Origin of the sequence: Streptomyces sp. CAU 1734, from assembly GCF_039888735.1 — a bacterium.
GTDB lineage: Bacteria > Actinomycetota > Actinomycetes > Streptomycetales > Streptomycetaceae > Streptomyces.
Map to the genome: position 1 here is coordinate 132,659 of NZ_JBDQQP010000019.1, position 17,546 is coordinate 150,204.

Genomic DNA, 17,546 nt, shown 5'->3' on the forward strand with positions numbered 1-17,546 from the left:
AAGGTGCTCTGAAGCCCGCTCCGACGACGACAGCTCCCCTGCCTCGATCGGGACAGCGCTGCCGCACTCCTGAGGAGTCTCTGCAGTATCGGTGGCCGCTGACCTCTCGCAGCGATGATTGAGCGTTGTCATCGAAGGGTGAGCGGTGGGGGGCATGCTGATCCGACATGCCGGGCCCGGGTCGCGGGCGCGGCAATGGGGTGGGGAGGATCGCGTTGATCGTCTGGGTGAACGGGGCGTTCGGCAGCGGAAAGAGCACGTTGGTGGACGAGTTGCTTCTGCGCTGGCCCGAGGCGCTGGTCTATGACCCGGAGATGGTCGGCTACGTGCTGCGCGAGATCGTGGAGGTGCCGACTGGCGACTTTCAGGACCTTCGGCTGTGGCGGCGCCAGGTCGCTGACCTGGCGGTGGGACTGATCGAGGAGTATCGCCGCCCGGTCCTGATCCCGATGACGGTGGTGAATCCCGGTTACGCCGGTGAGATCTTCGGCGCGTTGAAAGATGCAGGCATCGACGTCCATCACTTCTTCCTCAAGGTCTCCCGAGAGGTTCTGGAGAAGCGGATCGACGGCCGCAGCTTCACCCCGGACAGCCCTGATCAGGACGAGAAGGTCCGGCACTGGTGCAAGGAAAAGATCACGCAGTGCCTGGCCGCCGCCGACACCCTGCCCAGAGACACCGTGCTCCTGGACGGCGAGTTGTCCCCGCGGGAGCTGGCCGGCCAAGTGCTCGCCCGGGTCCGAGCCAGTGGAACCTCCGGGGGGTGATCGCGGTGGCCGCGTCCGCGTCCAGCCGCCACCCTGACGGTCCTGCCAGGTGCCAGATGGACATGGCGGTCGCCAGCCTTCGGTGACAACGCTCAACCTTCCCTGCGAGAGGCCAGTCGCCGTCGGCATCCCCAACCTCGACGTGTAGATACGCCCGCGACCTGGGCGCCAGACAGCCGAAGGCCCGACTCCGCTCGAGAATATCGACGCGGGGTCGGGCCTTCTGCATATACGGATGACACACGGACAGGACGGCTGCCCAAACCTTCCAGGCGAGCGCTACTCCCCCGCAGACCGGACCAGGCCGCGGCGCTGCTCGGCCATCTCGTTGAGTGTGTCCACCAAGATCAGGAACTGTGCATCATCCATACGGTCGTTGAGGAACTCGGCAGCCTGGACGGCGTTGTCGTACGGGAACCTGATCCCTCTGACGACAGGCAGCGGGCCTCCATCGCCAGGATGGCCCCCTCGAGGAACAGGGACTCCGTCCGAAGCGTCCTTCCGCAGGGCCGCTGGCTCTGCCAGGCCGGCCGAGCTGCCGGGAGACGCCTCGCCACCGGTACCCGCGCGCCCGGTGTTGTTGTCCGCGGACAACAACACCGGAGAGTCGGTCTCGTCGGGCGACCTCTCCCCCACCGGACCCGCAGCGAGCCTCCCACTGACGGAAGGAACGTTGTCCGCGGACAACAAACCGTTCGGGGCAGGGGCGGGGGAGGGGTCGCCAGCCGGCGAGTGCGACGGACGAACCGGCGGGGTTTCGTTGTCCGCGGACAACGAAACCGCCCCCGCCGGCCGCGCGTCGCCAGCAGACTGACGTCCCAGCGGTTCGTTGTCCGCGGACAACAAACTCGACGGCTTGGCACTCGCCCCGCGCGCAGCCTCCAGTATCGCCCTGGCTTCTGCCTTGGACTCAGCCTCCGTGGCACGGACCGCCTTCAGATGCTCAATGAGGTCGGCGCTCCCCATCCCTGGATTCTCTTTGCTGTGTCGCGCCAGCAGACGACCGTCCCGCTCCGCCATCGCACCGGAGCTGAGCATGTTCTGGACCTCGTCCGGCAGGACCAGCAGCGCGAGCTGGTTGGTCACCCACGAGCGGTCCTTCCCCAACCGTTGAGCGGCTCGTGTGCGGGCGCCCCGCTCGCCATCCTCAGCGCACACCTCCACCAACTGCTGGATACCCCGCGCCCGCTCGATGACATCGAAGTCCTCGCGGTCCAGGTTCTCCTTCAGCAGGTGGTTGATGAAGTCTTCGCGGGTGGACGCGAGATCGTCCCGCACGACGAAGTCCAGCGCGTCCAAGCCCACGTGCACAGCACTGCGATAGCGCCGCTCGCCATTGACGAGCACATGGCGCGCCTCGCCAATCTGCTCCGCATGGTCAGGCCACAGAGCAAGATAGGCATCGCGCGTGACTGCAACACACGCTGCGAGCTGGGCACCGCGGAGCTCTTCGCCGAAACGGGCGAGCTGTTCATCCGTGCCGAAGTTCCGCCGCGGGTTCAGGGGAGTGGGGGAGACCTCCTCCAGATGGAGACGCACCAGCTCATACAGAGGGACATCTCCCTGCGCCACAGCCTTCGCCCGCCCCCGGGCACTGCGACCGCGGGCGTGACTGAAGCTCGATCCGGTTCCGAGTTTGTCGGCGACGCTCACTCGCTGATCCTCCTGGCGATCGTGCGCAGCGCGATCGCCTGTTCGCAGTCGGGTTCGTAGGCGAGGAGCGGCTGCTTGACCCGCACAGCCTCGCGCTGCTCCTTGAGTTCGGGGATGACAGCGAGAACAGCGGGATCGCCGATCTGGTGCCATTCATCGAGCGACGATGTGGCCACGTACCCCTTGCGGCTGTCGTACATGTTCACCACGAAACCGAGCTGGGAAATCGTGATGCTCATGTCCTCGGCGAGGTCCTCGATCTGCTCAAGGAGCATGTCGTAGGCATCGGCAGACGAGTCCTCCGCCAGGACAACAACGACGATGCCGGACTGACCCGCCTCCTCGCCATCCCGGGTACGGGAGTAGTACAGCGCGGTGTCCATGGCATAGCCAAGGCTCGGCGGGCAGTCGACGACGATGTAGTCGAACTCGTGCGCCAGAGGTTCAAGCGCCCTCTCCAGCGCCGTCTCCTTGATGCGAACGCTGCGGCTCGTGGCAAGCTTCGCATCGAGCAAGAAGGCGTCCTTGCACGCAGGCAGCAGATGGAGGCGGCCTTCGAAGTCCCCGCCCTTTATCGGCACCAGCAGATCGCGGATGTCTCCGCGGGCCTCGCCCAGCATGTGCTTGGCCAGGCTCGGAGAGTCGATGTCGAGCATCTGGTACCCGAGCTGCCTCGTCAGATGCCCCTGGGGATCAAAGTCGATGAGCAGGGTTCGCTTGCCCATCTCCGCAAGTGCCTGAGCGACGCCGGCCGACGTTGCCGTCTTGCCCACGCCGCCCTTCTGGTTGCCCATGATCACCCGGCGCGCACCGGACTCCCGGGGCGGCTGCGGGCGAGGGGAGGGGTGGGAGTCGAGCCAGAGGTGGATCGACTGGGCCAGGCCCTGGTTGTAGGAGAGCTTCCGGTCCTTGCAGGTGTCCTTCAGCTTCCCGTACAGCCCGGCAGGAAGGTAGGTCGCGAAGGAGGACCCGCCGGTGGTGTCGACCTGCGGCCGGCTCTTGGCCCTGCGCCAGGCGGTCACACCCTCGGTGACGGCGTCCTGAATGTCGACGCCGAGTTCCGCAGCACGGACTTTGAGGTCTTTGCGTAGATCGGTGGGCAGTTTGGCGACTACCTTTTCCCGATCACTTGGATGATATGGAGCGGTCATGGCGCTACCTTACTCACTCATGGCTGCTGAACAGCACAGCATCGCCGAGGCCAACCGGGCGAACTCGGCAACAGCCACACCTGCAGGCCCCAGAGTGCCTCGATGGACGACACGGCCCTACCTGTGGATTCGGAAGGGACACTCGCCAGATTCCTGCGTGTGGCCGACGAGTTCAGCATGATGCTGGATCTGCTCTACAGGCACGGAGACCGTGAGGCTGATGCTGACCAACTCATCCCGGCCAGAGTGTTCCCGCCGCCCTGTCTCCACTGGCGGGCGCTGGCTTGAGTGCTGGCGGGGCGGTCAGTTCTGGAACGCGCGGTCCTTCAAGCTGTGAAACGTTCGATTCCGCGGGCCGGGCCTTGGACTGCCTCAGAGCGGCGGCGTCCATTGCCTGAGCGATAGATGGCGGAAGTCCCGGGGGTGTGGCTCCGTCATGGTTCGGATGCCAGTCAGGTGGCAGGACGAGCTCAGAAGGGAGTCTCGCCGGCAGGCCGCCGATGGTCGGCGGTCAGGGTCCGGTGAGGATGTCGTGTCCGCCGATGCGGCGCCAGACGATATGCGCAACGCCGGGGCGTAGCGGTGTGCCGTATGCCCAGGTGGCGCGCCCCGGACACCCGGCGCCCATGGACCAGGAGAGTTCGTACACGCCCGGCGTGGTCCGTACGCGTTTCACGCGGAGTCCGGGGCGGAAGCCCTGGCCGGTGCGGAGGTCGTGGACGAAGGCTTCCCGGACGACGCGGCGGAAGCGCTGCCGTTGTTCGGGAGTGAGGTGGTGGAGGTCGGTGGTGAAGCGGGGGAGTGTCTCGTACGTGGGCACGGTGTCCTCCGGGCAGCACGACGAAGCCCCCGGCGGCTGCCGGGGGCTGATGGATGGTTCTCGGTGTAGGGCGGTGCTCGTAGTCGGTGGGCGTTTCCTGGTGCTCGTTGGTGTTGGTCGGCGTGTTGTGGTGTTCGGTAGGAGAGCGTTGACACTGCTCCGCCTGCCGGGCCTGCTTCCCGCCTGGCGGGCGCGGGGCGAGAAAGTCGGGCTGTTCCTCCCGTCTGGCGGGCCGTCACGCCGATTGGTCTGTTCTTGCTGGTCAGGTCGGTGTGGCCTGGTGTCCATGACGATGGATATCGAGCTGGTCACCGTGGGGCAGAGGTATCGCTACTACATGCGCCAGGTTCTGGCCGGGCATGGTTCCCGACCGGCGCGCGGGTCTCTTCGTGAGGCGCAGGAGGAGGCCGGGGTCCCGGCGGGGCGATGGATGGGCCGGGGCTTGGCCGTGCTCGGCCTGACCGAGGGGGAGGAGGTCACCGAGGAGCAGCTGCGGAACCTCTTCGGCGAGGGCCGCCACCCCGACGCCGACCGGATTGAAGCCGAACAGCTCGCTGCGGGAGAGTCAGAGAAGGCGGCGAAGCGGGCCGGGGCGCTCGGCCGCAGGGTGAAGGTCACCGGCGCCGACCTCGTGTTCCGGCCGCCGCCGACGGTCTACCTGATGTGGGCGTTCGGGGACGAGGAGACGCGGCGGGTCATCGAGGCCGCGCACGAGTGGGCGATCGGGCGGGTGCTGGAGTGGATCGAGGACCAGGCCGCGATCATCCGCATCGGCGCACAAGGCGTTCGTGAGGTCCGGCCGGTTCACGGACTGGCGGCGGCGCGGTTCCGCCATTACGAGGCCCGTTCCGGCCGGCCCCTGCTCCACGACCACCTGATCCTGTCCCTGCGCGGGCTGAGGCCGGACGGGAAATGGGGCGCGGTGCACTCCACGACCCTGCTGCGGAACACCGTCGCCGCCTCCGCCCTCTACGACGAACTCGTCCTCGCCGCGGTCTGCGAGGGGCTGGGGGTGGCGACCGAGCCGCGCACCGTCACCCCCGGGCGCCGGCCCGTCATGGAGATCGCCGGGGTGCCCCGTGAACTCATCGCGTGGACGGCCCGGCGCAGCGACCAGATCACCGCCTGCCGCACCGAACTGGAACGCGAGTACGTCACCGCCGTCGACGACGACGGGAACCCGAAGTACGCGCCCCAAGTATCCGAGCGGGCCCGCGCCAAACTCAACAAGATGGCCGCCCGCCAGACCCGCCCCCGGAAACGCAGGACGGCCCGTTCCCTCGCCGAACTCCGCCGGATCTGGCGGGAGAGCGCGGTCCGCAGGTTCGGCGCCGCGCTCATCGACTCCCTCCTCGACCTCGCCCGCACGGCCGCGGCGGCGATCCTTGTCCGGGTACCGGCCGTCATCGACCTCGCCCTGGCCGCCGTCGAAGTCGCCGCCATCGTCTACGTCATGAACAAGAACGGCACCTTCCACCACCATCACCTCCTCGCCGAAGCACGACGCCACCTCGCCCTCGTCCTCCGCGGCTGCTCCCGCCCACCCGACCTCGACGAACGCATAGTGGACACGGCCATCGCCACGCACTGCGCCGACATCACCGACTCCAGGACCCTGCGCGCCCGGACGCGCGCCCACCGCCTCTACACCACGCACTGGACCGACACCGACCTCCTGCCCACCCGCCGACAGCCGGCCATCCCGGACGCCGACCATCAGCTGCCACCCGACACCGACGGCGCCCCGGCCACGCCCCGGCTCCCGGACCAGGCGTCGGGGGAGTGGGAGATCCCCCGGGTCCCGCTCCGCTACGACCGGGCCGTCCTGGCCGCCGGGGTGGTCCGCGAGAAGCTCCGCACCACCCTCACCGTTGGGCGTGGCCGGGGGTATGACGTGGTCGCGCACCAGCAGGCGGCCATGCCCGAACAGCTCCTCCCGCCCTCGGCCGTTGAGCCCGACCGTGACGATGACGGCCAAGAGCAGGAGGCCGAACCGCGGGAGGCGGTCGACTTCACGGAGCTGCGGGCCCTGAGGAAGTCCCGCACCGATGCCGAATCCCTCGACCTCACCGCCGAGCAGCTGCGCCACATCCAGGAGGCGCACAAGCGGGCGGGTGAGGGGGCTCGTGAACGAACAGCCCGGTTCGCCGAACAGGAGGGCACCGGCGAGCTCCCGCGGCCGGTGCGCGCGGACGACCAGCAGGCGCACCGCCCGCAGCAGCCCGGACCCCACCGCGGCCCAGGAGCCGGCCGCTGAGCGGATCCGGCGGGTGAGTCCACCGGCCGGGCCCACTGGGCGGAGTGCTCTCCACCGGCGGGGAGTGTCCGGCATCGTCCGGCGATGCCGGACACTCCGGCTCCCGTGCCTCCGGTGCAGGCCGGATGCCGTACCCCCGTCGCTCACGATGCTCGGCATCGTCATGGGGGAGTGCTCGGCATCGTCGGACGATGCCGGGCATCCGTGCCGGTGCCGTCTCGCGTTTGTCCTTGACACGGGCCCGGGTCAAGGGGAATTGCCCAGCACTGGATGTCGGCATCCGGTGCGCGCGATGACCTCTTGGTCTTGCCCGCATCTTCTCGTGGGTGCACGGCATCGCGGGGGAGTGCACGACATCGTCGGTGCCGATGTCGTGCATCCACCCTGGTTCGCGCGCCCCTGCGATGTCCGGCATCCGGCACCGCCCAGGGTCCGGTGCCGGATGCAGGGCGGTGCGGGCCGCCGTGCCAGCGGCGCGTGTATCCGGCTACACGATGCCGGGCCGTCCCTGATGCGTACCCGGTGCGGGGTGTGCGGCGAGGGCTTGGTCGAGGGCGACGGCGTGGAGCTGGTGCAGGATGTCGGCGACGGTTTCGTGGTCTTCGGTGAGGATGTCGGTGGTGAAGCCGATGATGCTGCGGGCGATGCCCTCGGCCGCATTCGGTCCGGTCTGTCCCCAGGTGTGCAGGGTGTTGAGGAAGACGCGTCCGAGTGCTTCGAGGGCGAAGGTGTCCGCGCACGCCGTGTCCGTGTCGGGGTCGGGGAGTGCGGTGACGGGGATGACGATCCGGGTGGCGATGTCGACGAGGAGCGCGGGTATCCGCAGTTCGGCGGCGGCGAACCCGCCTGCGGCTTCGAGGTCGCCGGCCTGCACCGCGCGAAGGTGGTTGAAGGCGGCCGTCACCGCGTCTGGAGTCATCGGGGAGAGCGGTTCGGCGACGGTGGTCTCGGGCACGGGGTACTCCTGTCCTACGGCCGTCGTGCGGGTCACGGCGGCTGCTTCGGACAGCCTCTGGCGCGGGACCTGTGGACAGCGAACCGAGATTTCTCCCCCCTCCCCAAGTGGCGCGGACCATCCGGTCAAGGGCTGAAGACGTCACGCATCGGCCCCTCCTCCGCAGGTTGCCCTACAAGTTGCCCTACGACTTGCCGTACGAGTTGCTCTACAAGTTGCCTTATGAGTTGCTCTACGACTTGCCTCACCGTCCTCGGCGGAACGGGGAAAATTGCACGTCAGCGCCGTGGTCAATGGGGGCCGAGCGGGCTGACTACTTCTCTCAGGGACCCCCGGGAGCAATGAGGACCCCGGCGAAGTCGAGAAGGGCAGGAACGGAACGAGGGAGAGTGACAGGCTGGGACGGGCGGCAGGCGATACGGCAGGAAGCAGTCGCGGACGACGATGAGAGCACGGGACGAAGGAGAAGCACGAGCCACGATGTGACAGACCGGGAGATGATCGTTTCCCTCACTGGCGTCGCTGAACGGAACATGGGACTGAACGCGCGGGCCGCGCCCGGAGTCGAGCAAGGGGCCGAGCCGGCGGTGGTGAGCGCCTGTCATCTCGCCGACGCTGTTTCACCGGCGGCCTGGAGCACGGGCGCGGCGGAGGACGCACTGGACGCGATCGACGTCCTGGCCACCGTGCTGTCCGGGTTCAGCCCGGAAATCGCCGAGGCCCTCGCCGCTGTGGCAGTAGCCACCACCGCGGCCCGCCGCCACCTCGAACTCCCAACCGAGACCGACCCCGCCTCCGACGTCGCTGGGGGGTCGGCCGTGCCCGTGCCGCGTACCGGACAGCAGACCGGTCCCGGAGCGCCCCGGTTCCGGCCGATACGGCGCGGCCTCGGACCTGGGTACCGGGGCATCGACACAGGGCCGTGAACCCGCCTGGTGCTGCGCTGGGCGCTGGGTGCGCGCACGCTGGATGGTGTGGAGGGTGCGCCGATCACTGTGCACCGGCCGTCGCCGTCGGGTGGCCGGCGGGTCAGCGTGCACCGGCACGGGCGGGACGAGATCCTGGGCCTGGCGTTCTCCGACCGCGACCTGCCCGTTTTCCTGGAGGCCGCAGCGATGACGAAGCCTCCGGGGCCACGAGTCGGTGGGGCTTAAATGTTCGCCCACTGCCGCCTGCCGGTCGTTGGTAGCATCCGGCCTCACAATCCCGGGGGGAAACCATGCGCCGCATTACCGTCCTGCTCGTCTCCGTCTGCCTGCTCGCTGTTGGGGCGGTCGGTTGCTCGGAGTCGTACGACGAAAGCGCCAAGGACTGTGCCGCCGCGCTCTCCGAGAAGACCGGGGACGATTCTGCGGACATTCCGACCGTCAGTGAAGCGAAGGAACGGATCGACGGGTTCGACAAGGTGCTCGCCGATATGGTCCGTTCTGGGTACGAGAGCGCAGCCAAGGACGCGCTTGACATGGTGGAAAAGAAGGCCCAGGACGGCGGAAAGAGCCGGCCGGAGACGTGCGAGCCGCTCTCGGAGGACGACTACAACGCGCTGCTCATGGCCAAGGCGATCGGTGGTCTGGAGTGGACGGGTGAGGGTGGGGAGTTCGACAAGCTCAAGATGGTGGAGAGTCTGGGCGACTAGGAGCTGTTTGAGGTTCGGATCATGTGGTTGAGGTGAGGTGCTTGAGCCACATGATCCGAACCTCTGAGGTGGAGTCCTGCTTCATAGCTTGCTGGGGACTTGTCGTAGCGGGTGGCGAGTCCGCGCCAGGTTTTGATCTTCTGGAAGCAGCGTTCAACGGTGTTGCGTTGCCTGTACCGGTGCAGGTCGAAGGCGACCGGCCGAGCCTCTTCTCTTCCGGTTGGCGGCCTGGTCGTTCTTCTCCGGGATGACCGCGATGATCCCGCCTCTGCGCAGGTAGGCGCGGTTGGCCTTCGACGAGTAGGCCGTGTCCGCGGCCACCGCGCCGGGCCGTGTCCGCGGACGTCCGTGCGGGGCCTGCGGCCCTGTGCCGGAGGCAGGTCTGCCGGCGATCCAATGGTGCCAGACGGCGCAGGAGGGAGACGGGCAGCCCGGAGTTCCATCCCTTCGAGGCAGGGAGAGGGCGATGGGCGGGGTCGCGGAGCCGAGCAGTGTGGCGGGCGGGGCCGAGTCGCTGTCGGACGAGGTGAGTTCCTCCTTCGCCCCGGTGGAGTCGCTCCCGGACGTGCGTGTCCCGAACACCTCGGTGGGGCTGTCCTGCTGTCGTTCGGCTCCCAACCGGAACCCATCCGGCACTCTACGAGGGGAACTTCCGTGTCCCCCCTTGTCCTTTTAGCCCTTATTCTTCTGGCGCTAGTGACACTCATGTTCGCCGCCGGTCTCGTCTACGTGTCGCACCGGTATCCGGCGCTTGCCGCGCCGCTGGTGGTTGCTGCGACCGCCACCGGGGTGCTTGTGGCTGCGGTGAGGGTCATTGCCAGCGTTGACTAAGCATCCACCTCTTCCGCCGCGCAGGACGTTGGAAGACGTACCGGCGGGATCCGGTGGCCGCATCTGTGGGTGACGAGACGGCGCTCCTCGGTGCCGGTTACCGTCCTGCCGGAGCCCCCCGCCCGCGATCCGCGGGCTTGTACCGCGCAGAACGCGCCGTCCATGTCGTCTGGCTAGAACGCCCCGAGAACGCGCCTGGCTTCTCCGCCGGACACCCGCCTGCGGTACGGGCCGCTGGACCCGCGCGGCCGCGGTGAACCGCGCCACCCAGCAGAGCCACCGCGCCAGCCGCCAGACCGGCCGGAGCCCGCTCCGCCCCTGCCCAGCGCCGCGAGGGCAGCGAGCTGCTCCACGGTGAGCTTGTCCCGCCGGCTCTTGGTGTCCGAGAGCCACACCCCCAGCTTGACGGGCACCGGCTCAGCGTCGCCGTCGACCGTGATCTCCACGACCGCGCCGCGCGGTACGGGCCGCTGGCCCTCTACGGAGCTCCCGTGCGCATCGGTCCACCACGGCCGCCCGACAGTACGACACCTGCCGGGCGGCTACTGCCTCACGTCGCTGGCCAAAGACCGCACACATCATCCTCTTGATCGGGAGAATCGATCGGCGTTACCGTCGCCCTCTACTTTGTGTTACGAGAAAAGCATGTCAACGGCCTCGTAGTGCGGTTCTGATCCACTTCTTGTGGTGCTGTGACAGCACGTCACAGGAACCTGGCAGGATGCCTGTTCGTGTGACTGGAATCTGTTGACGGCTTTGTCCCATCTGGCGCCCGTGTTGGTCGAGGAGGTGACGGCGGACGGCGGCACGATGGTGCTCACGGCGAGGACAGTGACCCTGGAGGCGTCTTGTCCCGGTTGCGGTGAGGTCTCCGGCCGCATCCACGGTGGCTATCGGCGGCGCTTGGCCGACCTCGCGGTCGCCGGGCGGGAGGTTGTTATCGACCTGGCGGTGCGACGCTTTCGCTGCCCCGCAGCAGCGTGCGGCCGCCGCACGTTCGTCGAGCAGATAGCCGGACTCACCGAGCGGTTCGCGCGCCGCACCCCTGCGCTCCGGCTGGCGCTGGAGCGGATAGCCCTGGCCCTCGCGGGACGTCCAGCAGCCCGGCTGGCCGCGCATCTGTCGATCCCCCTCAGCGCGAACTCCCTGCTCAGGCTGATACGCAGGCTCCCGGACAAGAACCTCTCGGCTGCCCCGCGGGTGATCGGTGTGGACGATTTCGCCCTGAAGAAGGGCCACGTCTACGGGACGATCATCATGGACATGGAGACGGGTGAGCGCGTAGACGTCCTGCCCGACCGCACCTCCCAGACACTCGCCGCCTGGCTGGCAGACCACCCCGGAGCCGAGATCGTCTGCAGAGACCGCGCCAGCGCGTACGCCGAGGCCGTACGCACCGCCTGCCCCGACGCCATCCAGGTCGCCGACCGCCATCACTTGTGGATGAACCTGTGCGAGGCCGTCGAGAAATGCGTTGCCGCACACCGCGGCTGCCTGCCCGAGCCCGCCGGCGAAGCAGCGGCCACGCCGGTGCCCGACGGGCCGAACCCTGAAGCGCCGGCCGCGCCGGAGGGACGGCGCGCGATCAAACGGCGTGAGCGGCACGCGGCCGTGCACGACCTGCACGACAAAGGCGTGCAGATCCAGGTGATCGCCGAAATACTCGGCCTGGACCGCAAGACCGTGCGCCGCTACGCGCACGCCGCCACTCCCGCGGATGCCTCACTGGCCACGGGCTCCCGCTCCTACGGCCAGATCCACGCCTACACGCCCTACCTGCACAAACGCTGGAACGAGGGCTGCACCGACGCGGCACGACTGCACGCGGAGATCACCGAACGCGGATACCTGGGCAGCAAACGGACCGTCCGTCGCCATCTGCAACAGATACGGGCCGACGGCACACCCGCACCCGACAAACCCAGGGAACTGACCGTGCGGAAAGCCACCTGGCTGATCACCACCCACCCCGACAAGATCAGCGAGAGCAAGGGGTTGAAGATCAAGAGCCTTCTCGCCCGCTGCCCCGAGTTGGCAGCGGTCGCCGACTGCGTTCACGCCTTCGCCCAGATGATGACCGAGCGTCGCGGCGAAGAGCTCGGCCAGTGGCTCACCGACATCGAAAACGCCGGGCTGGCGCCTCTGCGCAGCCTGGCGCGTGGTCTCCGGCAGGACTTCGACGCCGTCACCGCCGGACTCACCCTGGAATGGAACTCCGGCCCAGTCGAGGGCAACGTCAACAGGGTGAAACGCATCAAAAGAGACGGGTACGGGCGGGCCGGATTCGACCTTCTCCGACGCCAGATCCTCCTCTCGGACTGAACACCGTCACCCTCCGCACCGGACCACAAGAAGTGGATCAGAGCCGCTTACGGAGACCGCCGTCAGAGCTCTGCGGCCGTGTGCGGGAGCTTTTCGGCGAACGCTTTGGCTTCCTCGACGCGCTGGTGGAACGTCATGACGGTGCGGAGGTTGCGGGCGGCGGCGTGCTCCAGGAGCGCGGTCTGGAGCAGGGCCAGCCGGCGGCCCCGCAGCGCCTCCTCCGAGATCCCAAGGATCGGGTCCGGGTCCCGGGTCTCCAGGACGTCGGTCTCGAAACCGGCAAGGCTCGACCGCTCGACCGCCTCGGAGAGTCCGAGGTCCACGACCCGGACCAGCGCCTCGGACGCTACCCAGAGCCCGCCAGCCGCCGAGGTTGCACGCGCGGCGCCGGGCACGGTTCGATCGGCCTCGATCTGCCTCCCCTGCACGGGAGCTGGCCGATTTCCCCTTCCTCCCGAGGGGGAGGCGCCTCCCCCGCCCGGGGGATGTGCGGCTCGGATGTCCGCAGTTCTCTGGGAGGTATGAAAGACACGATGAAGCGCCTGCTCGCGCCGGCTCTGCTGACCGCGCTGGCGGTGTCCGGGCTGTCCGCCCCGGCCTCCTGGGCCCGGATCGAGCTCCGGAGCGAGAGTACGGCTCCCAGCCGGTCCGGGGCTCACGGAGACGACGTCCGAGCCCGGATCGCGGCCATACCCGGGATGCGGGTACTCGGTGAACGGCCCGCGGCCCCGGGGCAGATCGTCCTCGATCTCGCCTACCGGCAGCCCATCGACCACCGGCACCCCCGCGAGGACTCCTTCGATCAGCGGCTGACTCTGGTGCACAGATCGACCTGGCGTCCCATGGTGCTCTACTCCGGCGGCTACGACCTCGGCCCGTCACCGGAGCGCCGGGCCGAGCCGACCGTACTGCTGGACGCCAATCAGATCACCACCGAGCACCGGTTCTTCGGGACCTCCCGGCCCCAGCAGCTGGACTGGTCCAAGCTCACCGTCCGGCAGGCGGCCGACGATCATCACCGGATCGTCACCGCTCTCAAGAAGGTGTACCGCGCCCCCTGGATCTCCACCGGCGGCAGCAAGGGCGGAATGACAGCCGTCTACCATCGCCGTTTCCATCCGGACGATGTGGCGGGCACGGTCGCGTACTCCGCCCCCAACAACACGGACGACGGGGACGACACCGCGTACGACGCCCAGCTCGACCAGGTCGGCACCCCGCAGTGCCGCGCCGCGCTCAAGTCCGTCCAGCGTACGGCGCTGATCCGGCGCGCGGCGATGACCGAGCTGTACGACCGCTGGGCCCAGGGCGAGGGAAAAACCTTCCGCACCATCGGCAGCGCGGACCGCGCCTTCGAACTCGCCGTGCTGCGCCTGCCGGCGATGTTCTGGATGCACCAGCCGGCAGGCAGCTGCGCCTCCGTGCCCACGGCCATGACTGACGACCAAGCGCTCTACGCGTGGATCGACCGGGTGACCGCGCTCCCGGTCTACACCGACCAGTCCCTCGACCGACTCACCCCCGACTTCCACCAACTGGGCACCGAGCTCGGCTATCCGCAGTACACCACTCCGCACCTCGCCGGGCTGCTGCACCATCCGGGCGTGCAGGATGTCCGCTCCTATGTGCCGCGGGAGATCCCGTTGCGATTCCGGCCCGGCGCGATGGCGGACATCGACCGCTGGGTACGTCACCGGGGCAGCTCGCTCATGTTCATCAACGGCGAAACCGACGTGGCGGTCGCGGAACCTTTCCGGCTGGGCAGGGGCACCCGCGACTCCCTCCTTCTCGACGTGCCTGGCGGCAACCACCACACCTCCATCGCCGCTCTGAAGCCGCAGGACGCCGCGCGGGCCCGCGCCGCTCTGCTCCGCTGGGCCGGACGGACCACGGCCGGGGTCCGCGCGCAGTAGCCGGCGGGACGGGACCGGGCCAGCCGAGTGGCCCAGGTGTTCCCAATCCGCGATCGGACCAGTGCCGGTGGCAGAGCCAATCCAGGAGGGGGTGAGTCTGCTGCCGTGCGGGTGGCTGTCCGGGGCTGCTCCTGGCCCCGTCCGGGGAGACACTGCATCGGGCCTGTCCTTGTCCGGCTGTGGGCTATCCGCTTCGGCCCGTCCCGCCCGAAGCAAACGCCCACCACGACACTCTCCCCTTCAGCTGACGGCACAACGACACACGGCGACCAGGACGGGCCCGTCCCGTCCTGTGGTCCATATGACGACACCCTCCACGGGTGCTGTCACACGGGCTGCAGGCGGATCGGCCGCCCGCGAATTCTGGAGCTGACCGTCCGCGCCGACCCCGGCCACGCCCGCCGCGGCGCCGTCCAGGCCCCGGCTGCCGGCACCGGCGACCACGACCAGGACGACGACACGGTGGGCCGCCGATGAGCGACACGCACACCGTGCTCCACGACCCCCAGGGCCTGATCGAGGCCGAACTCCCCCTGGACCGCGCCCCGCACGAAGCACTTGTCACCGCCGTCCTCGCCTGGAAGAACCCCGACCTCGCACCCCGCGACTACGAACAGATCGCCCTCCAGCTCAACGGGCACGCCCGCGCCGTCGCCGCCGACGTCCGCCGCCACACCGCCGCCCTGCCCAAAAACGACGGCCGCGGCGCCCTCGCCGACATCGTCCTCCGCGAAGCCGACAACCGCCTGTCCGCACCCCTCAAAGGCACCGCCCACTGCGCCCAGAACCGCGCCCGCCTCGTACGCGCCCTCTACACCCGGCTGGACCGCCTCACCGAACCCGTTCCGGCTGCAACGTAGTTCGCCGGGGGGAGCGCCCCAAGATCCCAGGGCCTACACGCACACCAGTGCGATGCCGCAGCTCAGAACCCCTGGGCATCGCACCCAGTACGTGTAGGCCCTGGGGCGGGATGCCGCCGACCCCGGACAGCGAAACAGCCCCGGGCGCACAGCGCGCCCGGGGCCCTTTCCCGCAGTGCTCACGACGCCGCCCACGCCCGCGAGGGCCGAGGGCGTCCAGCGCATTGCGTCCAGTTGGCCGGACACGAGCATCGACGCCCGATCAAGTACGCTTCGAACGCGCGTGCGGCGATGTTTGTTTCTCGGAAACGGTTCCATTCCCGGAGCAAGATCAATTCGAAGAGGACCAAGCAACTGTGGAGCCCGCCGAGTCTACTCGGCGATCTTCTTCATGAGTTGCTCGGTCGCCTTCCTGATGATGTCCTGGAGCTCCTGCTCGGAAGCCGGCCAGCCGGTGGCCGGGTCTTTGGCGTATCCGCTGGACAGGTAGGAGAGCACGAGCGAGCCGTCAAGGACCTCATACTTGTAGAGGAACGTGTCAACCGGTTTCCAGGCTTTGCCAACGTCGTGGCCCCGCCGCAGGTACGCCTCCTGCCCCAAGCCCTTCACCTGGGAGACCGTCACACTCCTCAGAACATTGTCCGCTCTGTCCGCGTCGGTCTTGTCGCCCGCCTCGAACTTGTCGTACATCTTCCTGGCGGCGTCATGGTCGGGATTGATCGCGATGAACACCTTCAACGTCATGAACCCGTTGGCGCCTTCGAGCCGCACGTCGCAGTTGCCGCCGGACAGCCCGGCTAACAGATGGCTCGACGTTTTGGTCGGAGCCGGGCCCGTCAGGGGCTCGAAGACGCTTGTGGACACCGCATCACACGCCTCGCCTTCGAGCGCGTAGGCTGGTGGGGCGCTGGGGGTGGAGGAACACGCGGCCAGCGAGAGCGTGGTCGCCAGCAGGATTACGGGCTGGGCGCGAGGGGGTCTCATGCGCAGAGGATTCCACGGACACCGGGCCCCGGGCAGGGTGATTGCCGTAACCGGAAGCCGCGGGGCCTCACTTCCGGCGCGAGGTCCGGGTGGCGGCCAGAACGTCCGACCACAGGCCGGCATCACCCAGGCCCGCACCGCGCTGCGGGACCGGCGTACCCGCCACGGGTGGTGACCACGGCCGGATTCGCGCGTGAGAACTGCGTGACCACGATGACGGCGCGGCATCAGCACCGATGGGCGAGTCATCGGCATCCACCTGGAAACCGAATCCCCGCACGTCCTGATCTGCATCGCCACGAGCCGCCAGTACGTCGAACATCAAGGCGGTCGGATCGCCGCTCTGGGTGATTCCTGCCCCGCAGTGCCACAGCAGGGCGCAGACACCAGCAGACTGCTTTGCCCAGGGCGAGCCGAACGGTAGCTGAGCAGAACAGCGGCCCGCTGCGCGCGAGGTGGTGCAGGACAGTTTGTTCGACCTCGATGAGTGAACCGACTTGGGGCTCGTGCACCACAGGTGTTGCATCAGCTACAGTGCTCAAGACCGCTCCTGATCTGCGGAAACTCCAATCGCACACCCATGAAGCCCCAGAGAATGGTCGGCGACTTCGACTGTTCCGGCGAGGACATCGAACGCGACTGGGTCGCCCGGACGGGCTGCTGGAGCCGCACCGAGAGGGTGCTTCTCACCCACGACCAGGTCCAGCGGTACGGGCTGCCCGCGACGGAGGGCAAGAGCGGCGACCCGCGGTGGCCCGCCTTCGCACGCCGTTACGGCTTCGACCCCGCTCGGCTGGTGCAGTGGGAGGTGGAGGCGCTGGAACCGGCCGGGCTCCGGCGCCTGGTCCTCGCCGCCGTCGACCCCTACATCGATCGCACGGTGTTCGCCCGCTAGGTCGCCAGCGAGGAGGAACAGCGCCGTGCCCTGGCCGCCTTCCTCGGCGGCTGGGGCGCGGCGGGCGGGGGAGCGGGGTCATAGGGCGCGGGAGTGCGTCCTGCGGCGGGAGGTTCTGGGGTAGGGGGTGAGGGCCTTCCTCGTCGCTGCCCGGCGGGTCCGGCGCTGTCGGTGGCGGGTGCGAAGCTGGACGAGGAACGGCCGCGAGCACGATCGTCTCCCGCGTCTGGTGTCGCGGGCCGTGTTCACCGCCGAGGATCAGGGTCTGGTTGTGAGGGCGGGGGAGACGTGAGAGACGTCGGTGCGCAGTACCAGGAGTGGCTTGAGGCGTTTGTGGTGCGTGCGCGCCGGGTGCGATCTCTTGGTTTTGTGACAGTGGGGTGAGAGACAGTGGGGTTTGGGGGCGTTGTCGCTGGTCATGGGTTGTTTCGGGGGCGTGGGGTCACTGTTCTGAAGGTGAGAGATCCACAGGGTGTCGCTGTTGTGGAGTGCTATCGCACGT

Annotated in this window: 14 protein-coding genes and 2 pseudogenes; 9 read left to right on the forward strand and 7 right to left on the reverse strand. The window is 68.5% G+C overall.

All coding sequences use genetic code 11. The features are described 5' to 3' along the window. Window positions 1–215 precede the first annotated feature (215 nt). Window positions 216–767, forward strand: coding sequence for an AAA family ATPase (locus AAFN69_RS30075; protein ID WP_347732035.1), 552 nt, complete (start codon window positions 216–218; stop codon window positions 765–767). A gap of 279 nt (window positions 768–1,046) precedes the next feature. Here AAFN69_RS30075 and AAFN69_RS30080 read toward each other — a convergent pair whose 3' ends face one another. Next, entirely contained in the window at window positions 1,047–2,420 is a 1,374-nt protein-coding gene (locus AAFN69_RS30080; RefSeq protein WP_347732036.1) for a plasmid partitioning protein, read from the reverse strand. Further along, entirely contained in the window at window positions 2,417–3,571 is a 1,155-nt protein-coding gene (locus tag AAFN69_RS30085; RefSeq protein WP_347732037.1) for a ParA family protein, read from the reverse strand. The genes AAFN69_RS30080 and AAFN69_RS30085 overlap by 4 nt, the downstream gene beginning before the upstream one ends. 102 nt (window positions 3,572–3,673) lie before the next feature. Here AAFN69_RS30085 and AAFN69_RS30090 point away from each other — a divergent pair, with 102 nt between their 5' ends. After that, the gene (locus AAFN69_RS30090) at window positions 3,674–3,859 is read left to right on the forward strand and encodes a hypothetical protein (RefSeq protein WP_347732038.1); all 186 of its coding nucleotides are present in this window, start codon (window positions 3,674–3,676) and stop codon (window positions 3,857–3,859) included. 223 nt (window positions 3,860–4,082) lie between these two features. Here the strand turns inward: AAFN69_RS30090 and AAFN69_RS30095 are convergent, their stop codons facing one another. Next, window positions 4,083–4,391 (reverse strand): hypothetical protein, encoded by a 309-nt coding sequence (locus tag AAFN69_RS30095; protein ID WP_347732039.1) that lies wholly within the window; start codon window positions 4,389–4,391, stop codon window positions 4,083–4,085. A gap of 286 nt (window positions 4,392–4,677) precedes the next feature. On the opposite strand from AAFN69_RS30095, the gene mobF reads away from it, so the two are divergent. Beyond that, complete coding sequence (mobF, locus tag AAFN69_RS30100) at window positions 4,678–6,648, forward strand: MobF family relaxase (RefSeq protein WP_347732040.1); 1,971 nt, start codon at window positions 4,678–4,680, stop codon at window positions 6,646–6,648. A 487-nt stretch (window positions 6,649–7,135) separates the two neighbouring features. Here the strand turns inward: mobF and AAFN69_RS30105 are convergent, their stop codons facing one another. After that, complete coding sequence (locus AAFN69_RS30105) at window positions 7,136–7,603, reverse strand: hypothetical protein (RefSeq protein ID WP_347732041.1); 468 nt, start codon at window positions 7,601–7,603, stop codon at window positions 7,136–7,138. 533 nt (window positions 7,604–8,136) lie between these two features. On the opposite strand from AAFN69_RS30105, the gene AAFN69_RS30110 reads away from it, so the two are divergent. Next, complete coding sequence (locus AAFN69_RS30110) at window positions 8,137–8,529, forward strand: hypothetical protein (RefSeq protein WP_347732042.1); 393 nt, start codon at window positions 8,137–8,139, stop codon at window positions 8,527–8,529. A 293-nt stretch (window positions 8,530–8,822) separates the two neighbouring features. Next, entirely contained in the window at window positions 8,823–9,239 is a 417-nt protein-coding gene (locus AAFN69_RS30115; RefSeq protein ID WP_347732043.1) for a hypothetical protein, read from the forward strand. On the opposite strand, the pseudogene AAFN69_RS30120 reads toward AAFN69_RS30115, so the two are convergent. Next, window positions 9,236–9,593 (reverse strand): annotated as a pseudogene (locus tag AAFN69_RS30120) (transposase); the annotation flags it as partial. The gene AAFN69_RS30115 and the pseudogene AAFN69_RS30120 overlap by 4 nt on opposite strands. A 1,251-nt stretch (window positions 9,594–10,844) precedes the next feature. Here AAFN69_RS30120 and AAFN69_RS30125 point away from each other — a divergent pair. Then, entirely contained in the window at window positions 10,845–12,392 is a 1,548-nt protein-coding gene (locus AAFN69_RS30125) for an ISL3 family transposase (protein WP_347732044.1), read from the forward strand. A 65-nt stretch (window positions 12,393–12,457) separates the two neighbouring features. Here the strand turns inward: AAFN69_RS30125 and AAFN69_RS30130 are convergent. After that, window positions 12,458–12,712: pseudogene (locus tag AAFN69_RS30130) on the reverse strand (helicase); the annotation flags it as partial. Window positions 12,713–12,913: 201 nt separating this feature from the next. On the opposite strand from AAFN69_RS30130, the gene AAFN69_RS30135 reads away from it, so the two are divergent. Both AAFN69_RS30135 and AAFN69_RS30140 read left to right on the forward strand, forming a co-directional pair. Further along, on the forward strand, window positions 12,914–14,305 hold the full coding sequence (locus AAFN69_RS30135) for a S28 family serine protease (protein WP_347732045.1): 1,392 nt from the start codon (window positions 12,914–12,916) through the stop codon (window positions 14,303–14,305). Between the two features lie 473 nt (window positions 14,306–14,778). Then, window positions 14,779–15,165 carry a restriction endonuclease gene (locus AAFN69_RS30140; RefSeq protein WP_347732046.1) on the forward strand — a complete coding sequence of 129 codons (387 nt, stop codon included), beginning with the start codon at window positions 14,779–14,781 and terminating at the stop codon, window positions 15,163–15,165. Window positions 15,166–15,537: 372 nt separating this feature from the next. Here the strand turns inward: AAFN69_RS30140 and AAFN69_RS30145 are convergent, their stop codons facing one another. Continuing rightward, window positions 15,538–16,149: a hypothetical protein gene (locus tag AAFN69_RS30145; protein WP_347732047.1), complete on the reverse strand. Its 612-nt coding sequence runs from the start codon at window positions 16,147–16,149 to the stop codon at window positions 15,538–15,540. 580 nt (window positions 16,150–16,729) lie between these two features. On the opposite strand from AAFN69_RS30145, the gene AAFN69_RS30150 reads away from it, so the two are divergent. Then, a complete protein-coding gene (locus AAFN69_RS30150) occupies window positions 16,730–17,044 on the forward strand; it encodes a hypothetical protein (RefSeq protein ID WP_347732048.1) in 315 nt (104 codons plus the stop codon). Window positions 17,045–17,546: the final 502 nt, after the last annotated feature.

Excerpts from the sequence above, each read along its gene's own strand:
- AAFN69_RS30140 (WP_347732046.1), top strand. The coding sequence starts at position 14,779 with ATGAGCGACACGCACACCGTGCTCCACGACCCCCAGGGCCTGATCGAG.
- AAFN69_RS30135 (WP_347732045.1), top strand. The coding sequence starts at position 12,914 with ATGAAAGACACGATGAAGCGCCTGCTCGCGCCGGCTCTGCTGACCGCG.
- AAFN69_RS30090 (WP_347732038.1), top strand. The coding sequence starts at position 3,674 with ATGGACGACACGGCCCTACCTGTGGATTCGGAAGGGACACTCGCCAGA.
- AAFN69_RS30145 (WP_347732047.1), bottom strand. The coding sequence starts at position 16,149 with ATGAGACCCCCTCGCGCCCAGCCCGTAATCCTGCTGGCGACCACGCTC.
- AAFN69_RS30115 (WP_347732043.1), top strand. The coding sequence starts at position 8,823 with ATGCGCCGCATTACCGTCCTGCTCGTCTCCGTCTGCCTGCTCGCTGTT.
- mobF (WP_347732040.1), top strand. The coding sequence starts at position 4,678 with ATGACGATGGATATCGAGCTGGTCACCGTGGGGCAGAGGTATCGCTAC.
- AAFN69_RS30110 (WP_347732042.1), top strand. The coding sequence starts at position 8,137 with ATGGGACTGAACGCGCGGGCCGCGCCCGGAGTCGAGCAAGGGGCCGAG.
- AAFN69_RS30085 (WP_347732037.1), bottom strand. The coding sequence starts at position 3,571 with ATGACCGCTCCATATCATCCAAGTGATCGGGAAAAGGTAGTCGCCAAA.
- AAFN69_RS30150 (WP_347732048.1), top strand. The coding sequence starts at position 16,730 with ATGAAGCCCCAGAGAATGGTCGGCGACTTCGACTGTTCCGGCGAGGAC.